This window comes from Candidatus Solirubrobacter pratensis, assembly GCF_000425945.1.
In the GTDB taxonomy this organism is placed as follows: Bacteria; Actinomycetota; Thermoleophilia; order Solirubrobacterales; family Solirubrobacteraceae; genus Solirubrobacter; species Solirubrobacter pratensis.
In genome coordinates this window covers 190,971-206,090 of the sequence record NZ_AUEK01000003.1, presented here as the reverse complement: position 1 = coordinate 206,090, position 15,120 = coordinate 190,971, and the positions used below count along the sequence as shown (strand labels likewise).

Sequence of the window (15,120 nt, the reverse complement as noted above, 5' to 3'; positions counted from 1 at the left end):
CGAATTCCCGATTCTAGACTCGGTTCGCGGCTCCTCTACACGGTTAGCAATCCTTCGTCGCGCAACCGCCTCAGGCACATTCGCCGCAACTCGGCCTCGCGCGCGGCCTTCTGCGGCGGCGGGACGGGGTCGCCGCCGACCGCCAGCCGCACGCCCCACGGCTCGATCTCGGCGACGCTCGCCTCCTGCCCGGTCTCGTCGCGCAGCACCTCGATCGCCCGCTCTGCGTCGGCCTCCGGCGGCAGCCAGACGGCGACGTCGAGCGCGACGCGGTCGATCGCGAGCGTGTCGTTGCGCAGCACGCCCGACGCGAGCCGCTCGTTCGGGATCACGACGCGCTGGTCGGACAGCGTGCGCAGGATCGTGTAGTTCAGGCGCACGTCCTCGACGACGCCGTAGTTGCCCTCGAACGTCACCCAGTCCCCGACGCGCAGGGGTTGCGTGATCGCGAGCATGATGCCGGCGACGAAGTTCGCGAGCACCTGGCGCGCGGCGAAGCCGACCACGGCGGCGGCGATCGCGCCCGACGCCAGGAGGCTCGCGGCGAGCCGCCCGATGCTCGCGAAGTACGAGAGCGCGACGGCGACGCCGATCAGCACGATCGTCGCGTAGATCAGCCGGCGCACGAAGCGCAGGCGCGTGTCCGCCTCGCGCGAGATGCCGGTGCGCTGGGCGGCCACCCGCACGATCCGCCCGCGCAGCACCCGGTCGAACGCCGTCGCGATCGCGAACGCGACCGCGAGCGAGAGCGCCGCGCTGAACCACTCCCGGTGCCAGAGCGACTCGGCGATGCGAGGATCCGGGGCACGCATGGCCGCGCACAGTACCCCCCGGGCCGTCCTGCTCGACGCGCTCGGCACGCTGATCTCCTTCGAGCCGCCCGCGCCGCGACTGCGGCTCGCGCTGCGCGAGCGGCTCGGCATCGACGTCGGCGCCGCGGCGGCCGAGGCGGCGATCCGCGCCGAGATCTCCTACTACCGCGTCCACCTGCACGAGGGCCGCGACGCGGCCGCGCTGGCGGACCTGCGCGCGCGCTGCGCGGACGCCATGCGCCCCGCGCTGCCGGTCCACGCGAGCACGGAGCTGCTCACCGAGGCGCTGCTGGACGCACTGCGCTTCTTCGCCTACCCGGATGCGGCGCCCGCGCTCCAGGCGCTGCGCGCGGCCGGGATCCGCACCGTCGTCGTCTCCAACTGGGACCACTCGCTGCACGAGCGCCTCGCCGAGACGGGGCTCGCGTCGCTCGTCGACGGCGCGGTCGCCTCGGCCGAGGCCGGCGCCGCGAAGCCGGAGCGCGCGATCTTCGAGGCCGCGCTCGCGCTCGCGGGCACGCGCGACGCGTGGCACGTGGGTGACACCGTCGCGGCGGACGTCGACGGCGCGCTCGCCGCCGGGCTGACACCGGTCCTGATCGCGCGCCATGAGGAGCCGGCGATGCCGGACGGCGTCACCGTGATCGAATCCTTAGCTGAGCTCATACCCTTGGCGTTGTCGCGATGACACGCCCCGAGTTCCTCCCGCCCAGGCCTGAGCTGCCCGACGGCATGGCCCCGCCGGAGGAGCCCCCGCCGCCCGAGCCCCGCGCGATCCCGCTGTGGGCGCCGTTCGCGGTCATGGGCGTCGTGTTCATCGTCGTCGGCACGTTCTACGCGGCGATCGTCGGCATCGCGGCCTCGATCGACAGCTCGATCGACAGCTCCAACCCGCCCGAGTCGCTCACCCTCGCCGTCACGGTCGTGCAGGACGCGTTCCTGCTGCTCGCCGCGGTGCTGACGTTCAAGCTCGTGTTCGGCCGCGTCCGGGCGGCCGACGTCGGGCTGCGGAGGATCGTCGACTGGCGCAGCGCGATCCTCACCGCGGTCGCCGTCTACGCCATCTACTGGGTGGCGTCCGGGCTCCTGTCGCAGCTGTTCCCGCACCAGCCCCAGCAGGACATCGTCAAGGACCTCAAGGCCGAGGGCTCGCTCGCGATCCTGCTCGGCTTCGCCGTGCTCACGTGCGTGGTGGCGCCGATCTGCGAGGAGATCTTCTTCCGCGGCCTGCTCTTCACGACGTTCGCCCGCAAGCTGGGCCCGCGCTGGGGCGCGCTGCTCGCCGGCGGCATCTTCGGCCTCATCCACGCCCCCAATCCCGCCGTGGGGCTGATCGCGCTGGCCGTGTTGGGAGTCTGCTTGTGCGCCCTCTACTGGCGCACCCAGTCCATTATTCCGTGCATGGCCCTCCATGCACTCAACAACTCGATCTCCTTCGGGTACACGAAATCGCTCGACGCGGGGCTCTACGCGGCCCTCGTGATCGGCAGCGTCGGCCTCGTCGTCGCTCTTGCCACCGCGGTCTCGTCGCGCCCGGCGGTGACTGCATGAGGCGCGCGGGGGCACTCGCCGCCCTCGCCTTGCTCTATCCCGCCACCGCGGCAGCCCAGACGCCGCCTCCGGCGCCCACGCCGCCGCCGGCCCCGGCGCCCGCGCCGCCGCCTCCGGCCGCCGTCGCGCTGACCAGCTCGGCGCCCGACCTGCCGGCGACAGCGACGGCGCTCACCGGCCACTCGTTCACCGCCCGCGTGGTGATGAAGCCGTACGTCGCCGGCGAGAAGGTCACCGTCCGCGTCTATCGCGGCAAGCGGAAGCTGCAGGTTCGCGCACTGACACCAACGCCGGTCGCGGGCAACACGGCCGGCGTCGTGGTCCTGAAGGTCAAGACCGCCAAGCCGGGCAAGCTCACGATCAGGGCCTCGCACCGGGCAACGCCGCTCGCCGGGACCGCGGTCGCCAAGACGCTGCGCGTCACCGCGCTGGCGCCCTACGCCGCGCCCGGCGCGCGCGGCCCGCTCGTGCGTCTGCTCCAGGCCAGGCTGGACGCGCTCCGCTACGCCGTGCCGCGTAACGGCGTCTTCGACGCGGGTACCGCCGATGCGGTCATGGCGTGGCGCAAGTACACCGGCATGGCGCGCACCACGATCGCGTCCGAGCAGGTGTTCTCAGGCCTGCTCGCCGGCAAGGGCGCGTTCAAGGTCCGCCACCCGCAGGACGGCCATCACGTCGAGGCGCGCCTGGACAAGCAGGTGCTCGCGCTGATCGACGGCGCGACCGTCGTGCGGATCTACCACACGTCCTCCGGCAAGCCGTCGACGCCGACCGTGCGCGGCCGCTTCCACGTCTACATGAAGACGCCGGGGACCAACGCGAAGGGCATGGTCGACTCGAGCTACTTCATCCGCGGCTACGCCATCCACGGCTACGTCTCGGTGCCGAACTACAACGCCAGCCACGGCTGCCTGCGCGTCCCGATCATGAACGCGCGGACGATCTACAACTGGGTGCGGCTCGGCGACGTGGTCTGGGTGGAGTAGAAGGCCCGCCCGCCCGCCGTCTCCTGGGCGAGGTGGGCGAGGACGCCTTCCATCCCGCCGGCGGCGTGGGCCTCGCGCATACGGTCCGCGCCGCCGCCCTCGCGGACGATGCGCTCGACCTCCTCGAGCGCGTCCTCCCCGTCGAGCTCGCGCGCGTACGGGCGCGCAAGCTCGAGTACGTCCTGCGCGATCTCGCGCACCGGCGTCAGGCGGTCGCGCCACCAGACGGTCGCGTCCAGGCCGTCGCGCCCGGCGCGGAAGGAGGACTCCATCAGCGCCTCCGACGGCGGCGAGATCTCCTCGTGGCCGTCGGCCGAGGCGAGCGCCAACGCGTGCACGAGCGCAGCGAGCCCGGCGACCGACTCCAGCCGGCTCTGCGCGTCCATCGCGCGGACCTCGACGGTCCCGAGGTTCGGGCTCGGGCGCAGGTCCCACCACAGGTACGTGTAGTCCGGCAGGTCGCCGGCCTCGACGCACCAGCGCACGATGTCCGCGTAGTGCTCCCAGCCCGCGAACGTGGGAGGGATGGTGGAGCGCGGGAAGGCGCGGAAGACGATCGAGCGCGCGGACGCGAAGCCGGAGTCCTCGCCGTGCCAGTACGGCGAGTTCGCCGCCAGCGCCTGGAGCAGCGGCAGGTAGGAGCGCAGGCGGTTGCAGACCACGATCGCCGTCTCGGCATCCGGCATGCCGACGTGCGCATGCAGCGCGGCGGTCGGCGTGCGCTCGACCAGCCCGCGCATGGAGTCGCGGATCGCGCTGGTGCGTGGCGTCGGGGCGTGCACGACGTCGCCGAAGGCGCCGCCGGGGTGCAGGCCGGCCCCGATCAGCGTCGCGCCGGCCTCGCTCAGCGCCTCGCGCAGCGCGGCGAGCGCCTCCATCCCCTCGGGTACGTGGCGCACCACCGGGGTGGAGCATTCGATGAGCGCCTCATAGAGCTCGTGCTGGATCGCGCCGGCGGGCGCTTCGACGCTTGCGATGAGCTCGCTCGCGACGTGCGCGAGTCCCAGCGTCCGGGCATCGACGAGCAGGAGCTCCTCTTCGATGCCGAGCGCGAAGTCGGCCTCACGACCGAACGCCTGGATCACATGAGTATCGTCGCATGAAGGTCGAGGTTTCTGACGCGGACGCGCGAAAAAAAGACCACGCGAGCACCGGGATCGGCGGCCGCGGCGCCAAACCGGGCGCTCGCGCGCGCACTAGGGTGCACGCCGATGTCAGCCACAGACACGCTGATCGAGGAGCTGCGCCGCCACGCGCTGATCGTGGGAGAGGTCACGCTCACATCCGGCGCCACGGCGCAGTACTACGTCGATGCCAAGCGCGCGATCCTGCGCCCAGCCGGGTTCGGCGCGCTCGCCGAGCTCGTCGCCGGCTACGCCCGCCGGTGGGAGGCGACCGCGGTCGGCGGCCTCACGATGGGCGCCGACACGCCCGCCTGCGCCGCGCTCGCCGGCGGCGCGGACGTGAAGGCGTTCTTCGTTCGAAAGGAGACGAAGGCGCACGGGTTGCAGCGGCGGATCGAAGGTCCGCCCTTGAGGGCGGGCGAGCGCTGCCTGATCGTCGAGGACGTCGTCACGACCGGCGGCTCGACGGTCAAGGCGATCCAGGCGGTGCGTGACGAAGGGTACGACGTCGTGGGCGTCGTCACGGTGCTCGACCGGCTCTCCGGCGGCGCCGACGCGATCGCCCGCGCAAGTGACAACGCGCCCTATCAAGCTCTCGCCACGATCGACGATGTCTATCCTGACCGGCCCGACCGGCAGGCTGAGCCCTCGTAGCTCAATGGATAGAGCACGCGCCTCCTAAGCGCGGGATGCAGGTTCGATTCCTGCCGGGGGCACTTGCGAGAATCTCCCAGGGGAGATCTCGCAGGGTCCGGGGTCAGTCAGACATCAAGTAGTAGGTTTCTTGCGCAGTTCGGGGAACTAGGGATTACCGCGTCTCCGCCAGCGAGACGTGCCCAGGAGGCCTTATGAGTACGGGAACAGGCGCCAGCGATCTGCTGCACGCCGAGGACAGTGCGATCGATCAGATCGTGTCGGGGAAGGCGCCTGTCGCGGCTCGCTCGCCGCTGCAGTTGTTCTGGCGCCGCTTCCGGAGGGACAAGGTGGCGCTCGCGGCGGGCATCTTCATCCTCCTGCTGATCGTGGCCGCGGTGCTCGCCGACCCGATCCGCAAGCTCGTCGGCGCGCCCGGTCCCAACGTGCAGTCGACGGCGGCGCTGGACGACTTCGGGCTCCCGCAGGGGCCGACCGCCGACCACATCTTCGGCGTCGACCAACTCGGCCGCGACGTCTTCTCGCGCGTGCTCGCCGGCGCTCAGGTCTCGCTCAAGGTCGCGTTCATCGGCACCGGCCTGTCGGTGATCCTCGGCGTCACGATGGGCATGATCGCCGGCTACTACCGCCGCTGGGTCGACACGATCATCTCGCGCTCCGTCGACATCCTGCTCGCGTTCCCCGTGCTGCTGCTCGGGCTCGGCCTCGCGTCGGCGTGCTCGGGCAAGGACGGCTGCTTCGGCGGCAAGCTCCAGCCCGGGCTCGGCGTCGTCATCACGATCATCGTGATCGCCAACTCGCCCTATGTCGCGCGCATCATCCGCGGCCAGGTGCTCTCGCTGCGCGAGAAGGAGTTCGTCGAGGCGTCCAAGTCGCTCGGCGCCTCCAACATGCGGATCATCTTCCGCGAGATCCTGCCGAACCTCGTCGCGCCGATCATCGTCTACACGACGCTGTTCATCCCGGCCAACATCCTGCTCGAGGCGGCGCTCTCGTTCCTCGGCGTGGGCGTGCAGCCGCCGCAGGCGTCGTGGGGGCAGATGCTCGCCGACGCGACCAACATCTTCAACACGGCGTGGTGGTACATGATCGCGCCGGGCTGCGCGCTGCTGCTCACCGTGCTGGCGTTCAACCTCGTGGGCGACGGCATGCAGGACGCGCTGAACCCCAAGGGCACGAGGACCAAGTAGATGGCCGCCTACATCGCACGGCGCCTCGTCTGGGTCGTCTTCCTGCTGTTCATGATCACGCTGATCACGTTCGTGATCTTCAGCGTGCTGCCGTCGGGCGACCCGGCCGTGCTGCGCGCCGGACGGCAGCCGTCGCCCCAGCTGATCGAGGCGATCCGGCACCAGTTCGGGCTCGACAAGCCCAAGCCGGTGCAGTTCATCAACTACATCGGCGACATCCTGCCGTTCCTCGGTCACAACGGCTTCTACTTCGGGTTCAGCTACCAGAACAACACGCAGGTGCTGCCGGAGATCCTGCACCGGCTGCCCAACACGATCTTCCTCACCGCCGGCGCCGTGATCCTCTGGCTGGCGATCGGCATCCCGATCGGGATGATCTCGGCCGTCAAGACCGGCAGCTGGATCGACCGCCTGGCGATGGGCGTCGCGCTGATCTTCATCTCGGCGCCGGTGTACTTCCTCGGCCTGCTGGCCCTCTACCTGTTCGCCGACGACATCGGCGTGTTCAAGCTGCTGCCGGGCAACTCGGCCTACGGGCAGGCGTCGGGCATCCTCGAGAAGGGTGAGGCGCTGATCATGCCGTGGTGCGTGCTGGCGGCCTCCTTCGCGGCGGTCTACGCGCGCTTCCTGCGCGGGAACCTGATCGACACGCTGCAGGAGGACTACATCCGCACCGCACGCGCCAAGGGGCTCTCGGAGCGGCGGGTGATCTTCCGCCACGGCGTGCGCGCGGCGATCACGCCGATCGTCACGCTGCTCGGCCTCGACATCGGCATCCTGCTCGGCGGGGCCATCCTCACCGAGACGGTCTTCAACATCCAGGGCATCGGGCGCTATGCCTATGACGCCATCAATCAGTCGGACCTGCCGGTGATCCAGGGCACCGTGCTGTTCGGCGCGTTCTTCATCGTGTGCATGTCCCTCGTCGTCGACATCCTGTACGCCTTCATCGATCCGCGGGTCAGGTACTAGATGAGCGCTCCGCTGCTGGAGGTCGAAGACCTCCGCGTCCACTTCGAGACCGACGACGGCCTGGTCAAGGCCGTGGACGGCATCTCCTACACGGTCGAGCGCGGGCAGACGCTCGGGATCGTCGGCGAGTCGGGCTCCGGCAAATCGGTCTCCTCGCTCACCGTCATGGGGCTCACCCGCGCCCGCAACGCCCGCATCTCGGGCAGCGTGCGCTTCGACGGCAAGGACCTGCTGACGACATCCGACGAGGAGATCCGCAACATCCGCGGCGACGACGTCGCGATGATCTTCCAGGACCCGCTGTCGTCGCTGCACCCCTTCTACAAGGTCGGCACGCAGATCGCCGAGGCCGTCCGCGCGCATCGCGAGGTGTCCAAGGCGCAGGCGTGGGACCGCGCGGTCGAGATGCTCGGCCTCGTCGGGATCCCCGAGCCGCGCAAGCGCGCCGACGCCTACCCGCACGAGTTCTCCGGCGGCATGCGCCAGCGCGCGATGATCGCGATGGCGCTGGCCAACGACCCAAAGCTGCTGATCGCCGACGAGCCGACGACGGCCCTGGACGTGACGGTCCAAGCGCAGATCCTCGAGCTGATCGAGCGCCTGCAGAGCGAGTTCGACACCGCCGTCGTGGTCATCACGCACGATCTCGGCGTCGTGGCCGAGATGGCCGACGAGATCGCCGTCATGTACGCCGGCCGGATCGTGGAGAAGGCCGACGCCGACACGATCTTCGCGGCGCCGGAGCATCCCTACACGTGGGGCCTGCTGTCCTCGATCCCGCGCCTGGACGCGCCGCGCGGGGAGGAGCTGGTGCCGATCGCGGGCCGCCCGCCGTCGCTGATCAACCTGCCCGGCGGCTGCTCGTTCCACCCCCGCTGCCCGTACGTGCGCGAGGCGCACAAGCACGTCGACCCGACGCTGGACCCCGTCCCGGCCCACCCCGACCACAAGGTCGCCTGCCTGCTGGCCTCCGACGTGCGCCGCCGGCTCTGGCAGGAGCTGCGCAGCGGCGTCGCGCCCGACGCGGCGCGCAAGGACGTCATCACTGAAGAAGAGGTGGCCTGACATGGCCGAGACCGCCATCGAGGTGCGCGAAGGCGCGCCGCAGCCGGGCGAGCCGATCATGGAGGTGCGCAACCTCGTCAAGCACTTCCCGATCCACGCCGGCTTCTTCCGCCGGCAGGTGGGCGCGGTGCAGGCCGTCGACGGCATCTCCTTCGACGTGCTGCGCGGCGAGACGCTCGGCCTCGTGGGCGAGTCGGGCTGCGGCAAGTCGACCACCGCGCGGCTGCTGCTGCGGCTGATGCAGCCCACCGCCGGCTCGATCAAGTTCGAGGGCCGGGAGATCGCGAACGTCCGCGGCGGCGAGCTGAAGTCGCTGCGGCGCGAGATGCAGATGATCTTCCAGGACCCGTACTCGTCGCTGAACCCGCGCAAGACGGTCGGCTCGATCATCGCCGAGCCGTTCGTCATCCACGGGCAGCTCGGCGGCAAGGCGGAGCGCAAGCGCGCGGTCCAGGAGCTGATGGACACCGTCGGCCTCAACCCCGAGCACTACAACCGCTATCCGCACGAGTTCTCCGGCGGCCAGCGGCAGCGCATCGGCGTGGCGCGCGCGCTCGCGCTCAAGCCGAAGGTGATCGTCGCCGACGAGCCGGTCTCGGCGCTCGACGTGTCGATCCAGGCGCAGGTGCTCAACCTGCTGCGCGACCTGCAGCGCGACCTCGGCCTGACGCTGATCTTCATCGCCCACGACCTCTCGGTCGTGCGCCACATGTGCGACCGCGTCGCGGTGATGTACCTCGGCAAGATCTACGAGCTGGCGAGCTCCGACGAGCTGTACGCCCACCCGCGGATGCCGTACACGGGCGCGCTGATGTCCGCCGTGCCGGTGCCGGATCCGCGGCTCGCCGCGTCCAAGAAGCGCCAGCTGCTCACCGGCGACGTGCCGTCGCCGACCAACCCGCCGTCCGGTTGCCGCTTCCACACGCGCTGCTGGAAGGCGCAGGAGATCTGCCGCAGCGAGGATCCGCCGCTGGAGGTCAAGGAGGGCGGCAACGTCGCCGCCTGCCACTTCCCGCTGACGGACGCCGAGGTGCTCGAGCGCGTCCCCACGGCGCGCAACGTCGGCGGCTAGGCCAGATCCCGCTGGATGGCGGCGGCGTCGACGCCGAGCGCCTCGAGCGTCCGGCACGCGCCGCCGCCGCGTTCTCGCAGCGCGGCGGCGAGCAGGTCGGCGACGTCGATCGCGTGGCGGTCGGCGGCCGCCTGGCGCATCGCCTCGCCGAACACGCGCCGCGCGTAGGCCGTGATCGCGGGCGTGCCGTCGTCCTCGTCGGCGACGAGCGTCGGCTGGGCGGCGAGCCGCGCCGCCTCCAGCCGGACGCCGTGCTGGCGCAGCGCGCCGGCGGCGCGCGGGTCGCCCGCGCGCAGGATGCCGAGCAGCAGGTGCTCGGAGCCGATCCGGGACGCGCCGAGCGCCTTCGCCTCGTCGCCGGCGAGCTGGACGGCGGCGCGCGCCTCGGGCGTCACGCGCAGGGCCGGCGCGCCGGTCGGCGGCTCGGCCGCGTCCGCGAGCTCGCGGTAGCGGCGGTGCGCGGCCTGGCGCGAGATGCCGAGCGCGCGCGCGACGGCGCCGTAGGAGCTCCCGGCCTCCAGCGCGCGCCAGGCCTGGACGCGCTCGAAGGCGTCGAGCTCGCGCCGCAGCGCGGCGAGGGCGTGCAGCGACGTCTCGGCGTCGCCGGCCTTGACGGCGTGCTCCAGCAGCTCGGTCAGCCGGTCCTCGATCACCGTGCCGTCCAGCCGAGATCCATCGTCACCGGCACGCCGGAGAACGCGCTCCCGTTCGGGCCGGCGAGGAACGCGACGACCTCGGCGACCTCGGAGGGCTCGATCAGGCGCTTGATGGCGTGCGGTTGCAGGATCACCTCCTCGAGCGCGCGCTCCTCGGAGACGCCGTACGCCTTCGCCTGGTCGGGGATCTGGCGCTCCACGAGCGGCGTGCGCACGTAGCCGGGGCAGACCGCGGTGGCGGTGATGCCGGCCTCGGCGCCCTCGAGCGCGAGCGTCTTCACGAGGCCCAGCACGCCGTGCTTGGCCGACACGTACGCGGCCTTGTAGGGCGAGGCGGCGAGCGCGTGCGCGGACGCGATCGCGATGAAGCGCCCGGAGCCCGACGCGGCGAGCGCGTCCCACGCGTGCTTGGCGAGCAGGAACGGACTCGTCAGCAGCAGCGCGACGATCTGGTCCCAGCGGTCCTCGGGGAAGTCACGCACCGACGCGACGTGCTGGACGCCGGCGTTCGCGACGACGACGTCGAGCCCGCCGAATGCGTCGAGCGCGGCCTGCACGGCACCGGCGTTGCCCTCGCGCGTGGTCAGGTCGGCCGCGTACGGCGTGCCCGGCCCGTCGTCTCTGAGGTCGACGGAGAGGACGTCGTACCCGCCGTCCAGCAGGTGCTCTGCGACGGCGCGGCCGATCCCGCTTGCGGCGCCGGTGACGAGCGCGGTGGGCATGAGGGCTGACTACCCTCGCGCGCGCTGGGCCAGGCGTGCAAGGCGCTGGTCCCAGCTCGCACCCACCTGGGCCATCCAGTCCATCGCCTCCGCCAGCGGCGCGGGCGTGAGCACGTAGTGCGTCTCGCGCCCCTCGCGGCGCGGCTCGACGAGGCCGGCGCGCTGGAGCGCGGCGAGGTGCTTGGCGACCGCCTGGCGGGTGATCGGAAGCTCGCCCGCGAGCCGCGACGCGGTCAGCTCCGGGCGCTCGGAGATGCTGCGCAGGACCTCGCGGCGCGTCGGGTCCGACAGCGCGGAGAAGACCTCGTCTACGCCGGGCACAGCATGGAGGCGCCGGAGAGCGCCATCAGGCGCGGCCCCCAGGTGATCGTGTCGGCGGCGTAGCGGTGCTCGGTGACGAGGAAGCGGGTGCCGGCGGGGTGGTCCTCGAGGATCCACTCGACACGCGAGTCGCCCCAGCGGAAGACGATGCGCTCGCCGTCGGCGACCTCCTCCACCACGCCCTCGCGCTCCTCGCCGGAGTCCCACGCGACGCGCAGCGGCGCGTCCTCCTCGGGCTCGAACTCGACCTCGTCGGCGAGCCAGCCCTCGAGCTCGGAGGGCTCGGTGATCAGCTCCCACGCACGCTCGCGCGGGACGGGAAGGACGACTTCGCGGTTGACGACGGGCACGGGCGCCTCCTGCAACGTACGGGTTGCGTTTCAGAGTATCATCGAAAGCGCAACCAGTGGGTTGCGTCAGGGCAACCCAAAGTTCGCGACTCAGGAGAAGACATGCCCCTAGTCCCCATGGTCGTCCAGCAGGACGCGCGCGGAGAGCGCTCGTTCGACATCTACTCGCGACTACTGCGTGAGCGCGTCGTGTTCGTCGGCCAGCAGATCGACGACGACATCGCCAACCTCGTCGTCGCGCAGCTGCTGCACCTCGAGGCCGAGGACCCCGAGAAGGACATCCAGATGTACGTCAACTCGCCGGGCGGCGTGGTCTACGCCGGCCTGGCGATCTACGACACGATGCGGTTCATCAAGCCCGACGTAGCGACGATCTGCTGCGGGATCGCGATGTCGGCGGGGTCGCTGATCCTCGCCGGGGGCGCGGCCGGCAAGCGCAGCGCGCTGCCGAACTCGCGGATCCTGATCCACCAGCCGTCAGGCGGCTTCCAGGGCCAGGCGACCGACATCCAGATCCACGCCCGCGAGGCGCTCGCGCTGCGCGAGCGGATCGAGGAGATCTACGCCGAGCACACCGGCAAGCCGCAGGAGCAGGTCTCGCTCGACCTCGAGCGCGACCGGTTCTTCACGCCCGTGGAGGCGCGGGACTACGGCCTGATCGACCGGGTCATCGAGGGGCGCGTGTAACGTCGCCGGAGGGAGCAAGCCCGCTGGTCGCGACCGGCGACGCGCGCCCGCGACGGCCGGCGACTGGAGGCGAAACCCTTAATCCTCCTCGTACAACGACTCGCGCGCCAGCTCGCCTCCGGTCGCGTCCCACAGCACGACGTCCATGTACTCGTCGGCGTACGCGTCGGGGGCGAGCAGCGTGAAGCGGTCCTCGGTCACCGCGCACTGGTCCACGGTGCGCGCGCCGAGCTCGGCCGTCGCGACCTTGCCGCCGCGCACGAGCGGGACGCCCCACACGAGCGTCATGGCCGCCACATCGTCGCCGTCGCCGCGCCAGCCGCCGACCGCCTCCTGCGAGATGTCCATCCGCCAGTCGGGATGCTGGTCGGCGGTGTCCGGCGTGTAGTCGGCCCAGGCGTAGAAGTCGCCGGGGTCGTGCTCGTCGTCGCCGGGCGAGAACGAGACGTAGCCGAACAGCTCCATGCCGGTCGACGTGCGCGCCGTCGCGGGGACGTAGGTGCGGCCGTGCCAGGTGCGGTCGGGGAACCAGGTGATCGTGCCGAGCGAGCCGATCTCCTCGCCCTCCTCGGGCTCGACGCGCAGGCACGCGGCCATGAACTCCTGCTGGAGGGTGTCCGCCCAGCGGCCGTGCGGCAGCGACGACTGCGGCGGCTCGGCGGCGAACTGGCAGACGGGGCGCTCTACGGGCGGCATGGGCCGGGAGACTAGTGTCCCGAGCCGGAAGTTCGCGGGCACCTTGCGGGCGCCTCGCCGCGCCTGACGCCCGCCGGCGAGCTCGCAAGTACGCCCGGTACGAGCCAGCTCGCCGGCGAACGCCGGCCACGACGATGCATCCCGCAATGCGCGAGCGAACTTACGACTCGCGACACTAGGGAACCTCGATCATGACCGTCACCGGGCCGTCGTTGACGAGCTCGACGTCCATGTGCGCGCCGAACACGCCGCGCCGCGCGCCGAGCCGCTCGCACACGCGCTCGTAGAGCGGCTCGGCGACCTCCGGCCGCGCCGCCTGCACGTAGGCCGGGCGGTTGCCCTTGCGCGTGTCGCCGTAGAGCGTGAACTGCGAGATGCAGAGGACCTCGCGCTCGCCGAGCGCCTCGTTCATCCTGCCCTCGACGTCCGGGAAGACCCGCAGCGCGCGGATCCTCTCGGCGATCCGGTCGGCGTCGGCCTCCGTGTCGGCGTGCGTGACGCCCAGCAGGACGAGCAGCCCCGGCCCGATCGCCCCCGTCACGGTGCCGTCGACCGTGACCGACGCGCGCGACACGCGCTGCACCAAAGCCCTCATGGGCTCAGAATCGCCCCCTGCGCGATTGCTCCGAGCGACGCGAGCGCCGAGCGAAGCGGTGACGAGGCGTGCGGCCGAGGCAGCTGCGAGTCGTCGCCGATCACAGGCCCCTGAGCTCTGCCGCCGCACGCTCTGGCGGCCAGATGCACAGGTTCACGCCGGTGCCCAGCTCGAGGCCGGCCAGGTGCGTCAGCCGCGGCTGGATCTCGATCCGCCAGCAGAAGTGCTCCGCCCCCGCGGGCGCGGTGCGGACCCACAGGTTCAGCGGCGGGCTCGCGCCGAGCAGGGCGCGCAGGCGGCGCAGCGCGTCGTGCAGGAGCGCGGCGCCCGACGGGCCGTCGTCCTCGAAGCGCGCCGCCGGACGCCGCGGCGCGAGCATCAGGTGATACGGGACGCGCGAGGCGTACGGCGCCATCAGCACCGCCTCGTCGTCGATCGCCACGATCCGCGAGCGCTCGCGCACCTCCGCCTGGACGAGGTCGGCGAGCAGGTTGCCGCCCATCGTCCGGACCGCGTAGGCGCCGAAGCGCTCGCGCTCGCGGGCGACGGCCGCGGGGACGAAGTCCATCGCATACAGCTGCGCATGCGTGTGCGGGAGCGAGGCGCCCGCCTCCTTGCGCTCGTTGACGATCAGGTGCCGGCACATCGCGCCGGCGTGCGCGCGCATCCGCTCCCGCCACGCCTCGACGGCGGCGGCGAACTGCCGCTCGGACAACGACGCCATGCACGAGACCGGCTCGGGGGCGTTGATGATGACCTCGTGCGCGCCGTGCGCCGGCTGCGCGGTGAAGAGGTCCGGCTCGGCGTGACGCTCCGGCGTCGCCGCGTCCGGGTCGAGCGCGGGGTACAGGTTCGGGACGACGCGCACCGTCCAGCCCGGCGTGTCGGGCGCGCTCCCGTTCGCGCGCACGGCATAGACCTCGGGCGGCGTGCGGTCCTCGTGGCCTTCGAGGAACGGATCCCTCTCCGGATCGATCGGCGCGTCGGGCGGCACCTCGAAGCCGCCGCCGGGACGGTCGGCGCGGTCGCCGGCGATGATCGTCTTCAGACCCGTGAGCGGGTCGACGCGCACCTGCGGCATCTAACGCAGGTACCGGTCGATGTCGGCGTTGAGCTTCGCCTCAGACGTGTACGCCCCGCTGTGGAAGGTGGCGACCTTCCCGTCGCTGTCCAGGAAGATCGTGATCGGGGCGACCTTCTGCGGCGCCTTCAGCGACGCCGTCAGCTTCTCGTCGGGATCGACGTAGGACGGGAACGGCAGCGGGCGCTTGGCGAGGAAGCCGCGGGCGTGCGAATCGGTGTCGCTGACGTTGAGGCCGAGGAAGCCGACGCTCGCGCCGCGCGCCTCGGCGACGTTCTGGAAGATCGAGAACTCCGCCTGGCACGGACCGCACCACGAGGCCCACTTGTTGATCACCAGCGGGTGGCCCCTCAGCTCCGCGAGCCGCGCGTCGAACGCGCTCGTGCCGCCGCCGATCAGCTCGTTGGCCTGCGCGTAGAGGCCGTCGAGCGGGGCGGGAGCCGCCGCGAGCTTGCGCTTGGCGGCCGGCAGGTCGAACTTCGACGCGTCGTCGCCTTGGGTCCCGCCGCTGCTGGCCTGGGTCAGTCCGATGACAACCACGGCGACCACGGCGATGGCGGCGACGACGACGATCAGGCGGCGCATG

The 15,120-nt window shown here is 71.6% G+C and carries 19 protein-coding genes and 1 tRNA gene; 10 read left to right on the top strand and 10 right to left on the bottom strand.

Going from position 1 to position 15,120, the window contains the following annotated elements:
• Nucleotides 1-35 precede the first annotated feature (35 nt).
• Nucleotides 36-812, bottom strand: coding sequence for a mechanosensitive ion channel family protein (locus H958_RS0101045; RefSeq protein ID WP_028057302.1), 777 nt, complete (start codon nt 810-812; stop codon nt 36-38).
• Here H958_RS0101045 and H958_RS42525 point away from each other — a divergent pair.
• From H958_RS42525 to H958_RS42520, 3 genes are read left to right on the top strand one after another with little or no spacing between them, the layout of a single operon-like run.
• Nucleotides 811-1,500, top strand: coding sequence for an HAD family hydrolase (locus H958_RS42525; RefSeq protein ID WP_051323656.1), 690 nt, complete (start codon nt 811-813; stop codon nt 1,498-1,500). The genes H958_RS0101045 and H958_RS42525 overlap by 2 nt on opposite strands.
• On the top strand, nt 1,497-2,363 hold the full coding sequence (locus H958_RS0101035) for a CPBP family intramembrane glutamic endopeptidase (protein ID WP_028057301.1): 867 nt from the start codon (nt 1,497-1,499) through the stop codon (nt 2,361-2,363). Before H958_RS42525 ends, H958_RS0101035 begins: the two co-directional genes overlap by 4 nt.
• Nucleotides 2,360-3,349, top strand: a complete 990-nt coding sequence (locus H958_RS42520; RefSeq protein WP_028057300.1) for a L,D-transpeptidase family protein — start codon at nt 2,360-2,362, stop codon at nt 3,347-3,349. Before H958_RS0101035 ends, H958_RS42520 begins: the two co-directional genes overlap by 4 nt.
• Here H958_RS42520 and H958_RS0101025 read toward each other — a convergent pair.
• Nucleotides 3,307-4,434: a carboxylate-amine ligase gene (locus tag H958_RS0101025; protein WP_028057299.1), complete on the bottom strand. Its 1,128-nt coding sequence runs from the start codon at nt 4,432-4,434 to the stop codon at nt 3,307-3,309. The two genes, H958_RS42520 and H958_RS0101025, sit on opposite strands and share 43 nt — an antisense overlap.
• Nucleotides 4,435-4,560: 126 nt before the next feature.
• Between H958_RS0101025 and H958_RS42515 the strand changes: the two genes are divergently transcribed.
• The 6 genes from H958_RS42515 to H958_RS34050 all read left to right on the top strand — a co-directional run bounded on the left by H958_RS42515 (nt 4,561) and on the right by H958_RS34050 (nt 9,426).
• Entirely contained in the window at nt 4,561-5,127 is a 567-nt protein-coding gene (locus tag H958_RS42515; protein WP_028057298.1) for an orotate phosphoribosyltransferase, read from the top strand.
• A tRNA-Arg gene (locus H958_RS0101015) sits at nt 5,118-5,189 on the top strand. Before H958_RS42515 ends, H958_RS0101015 begins: the two co-directional genes overlap by 10 nt.
• Before the next feature lie 132 nt (nt 5,190-5,321).
• Nucleotides 5,322-6,317 carry an ABC transporter permease gene (locus tag H958_RS0101010; protein ID WP_037408789.1) on the top strand — a complete coding sequence of 332 codons (996 nt, stop codon included), beginning with the start codon at nt 5,322-5,324 and terminating at the stop codon, nt 6,315-6,317.
• Entirely contained in the window at nt 6,318-7,289 is a 972-nt protein-coding gene (locus H958_RS0101005) for an ABC transporter permease (protein ID WP_028057296.1), read from the top strand.
• Nucleotides 7,290-8,354, top strand: a complete 1,065-nt coding sequence (locus H958_RS0101000; RefSeq protein ID WP_028057295.1) for an ABC transporter ATP-binding protein — start codon at nt 7,290-7,292, stop codon at nt 8,352-8,354.
• A gap of 1 nt (nt 8,355) precedes the next feature.
• Nucleotides 8,356-9,426 (top strand): ABC transporter ATP-binding protein, encoded by a 1,071-nt coding sequence (locus H958_RS34050; protein WP_051323655.1) that lies wholly within the window; start codon nt 8,356-8,358, stop codon nt 9,424-9,426.
• Here H958_RS34050 and H958_RS42510 read toward each other — a convergent pair.
• The 4 genes from H958_RS42510 to H958_RS0100975 are packed head-to-tail and all read right to left on the bottom strand — an operon-like array spanning nt 9,423 to nt 11,475.
• On the bottom strand, nt 9,423-10,079 hold the full coding sequence (locus H958_RS42510; RefSeq protein WP_051323654.1) for a Clp protease N-terminal domain-containing protein: 657 nt from the start codon (nt 10,077-10,079) through the stop codon (nt 9,423-9,425). The genes H958_RS34050 and H958_RS42510 overlap by 4 nt on opposite strands.
• Nucleotides 10,076-10,804 (bottom strand): SDR family oxidoreductase, encoded by a 729-nt coding sequence (locus H958_RS0100985; RefSeq protein ID WP_028057294.1) that lies wholly within the window; start codon nt 10,802-10,804, stop codon nt 10,076-10,078. Before H958_RS0100985 ends, H958_RS42510 begins: the two co-directional genes overlap by 4 nt.
• A gap of 9 nt (nt 10,805-10,813) precedes the next feature.
• A complete protein-coding gene (locus tag H958_RS0100980; protein WP_028057293.1) occupies nt 10,814-11,125 on the bottom strand; it encodes an ArsR/SmtB family transcription factor in 312 nt (103 codons plus the stop codon).
• The gene (locus H958_RS0100975) at nt 11,113-11,475 is read right to left on the bottom strand and encodes an SRPBCC family protein (protein ID WP_196807150.1); all 363 of its coding nucleotides are present in this window, start codon (nt 11,473-11,475) and stop codon (nt 11,113-11,115) included. The genes H958_RS0100980 and H958_RS0100975 overlap by 13 nt, the downstream gene beginning before the upstream one ends.
• Before the next feature lie 102 nt (nt 11,476-11,577).
• Between H958_RS0100975 and H958_RS0100970 the strand changes: the two genes are divergently transcribed.
• Nucleotides 11,578-12,162, top strand: a complete 585-nt coding sequence (locus H958_RS0100970) for an ATP-dependent Clp protease proteolytic subunit (RefSeq protein ID WP_028057291.1) — start codon at nt 11,578-11,580, stop codon at nt 12,160-12,162.
• 78 nt (nt 12,163-12,240) lie between these two features.
• Here H958_RS0100970 and H958_RS0100965 read toward each other — a convergent pair whose 3' ends face one another.
• The 4 genes from H958_RS0100965 to H958_RS42500 form a co-directional block, all read right to left on the bottom strand.
• Nucleotides 12,241-12,858: a hypothetical protein gene (locus H958_RS0100965; RefSeq protein WP_028057290.1), complete on the bottom strand. Its 618-nt coding sequence runs from the start codon at nt 12,856-12,858 to the stop codon at nt 12,241-12,243.
• 175 nt (nt 12,859-13,033) lie between these two features.
• Nucleotides 13,034-13,453 carry a D-aminoacyl-tRNA deacylase gene (gene dtd / locus H958_RS0100960; protein ID WP_028057289.1) on the bottom strand — a complete coding sequence of 140 codons (420 nt, stop codon included), beginning with the start codon at nt 13,451-13,453 and terminating at the stop codon, nt 13,034-13,036.
• A 100-nt stretch (nt 13,454-13,553) separates the two neighbouring features.
• Nucleotides 13,554-14,534 carry a galactose-1-phosphate uridylyltransferase gene (locus tag H958_RS42505; RefSeq protein WP_051323653.1) on the bottom strand — a complete coding sequence of 327 codons (981 nt, stop codon included), beginning with the start codon at nt 14,532-14,534 and terminating at the stop codon, nt 13,554-13,556.
• Nucleotides 14,535-15,119, bottom strand: coding sequence for a TlpA family protein disulfide reductase (locus H958_RS42500; RefSeq protein WP_051323652.1), 585 nt, complete (start codon nt 15,117-15,119; stop codon nt 14,535-14,537).
• Between the last annotated feature and the right edge of the window lies 1 nt (nt 15,120).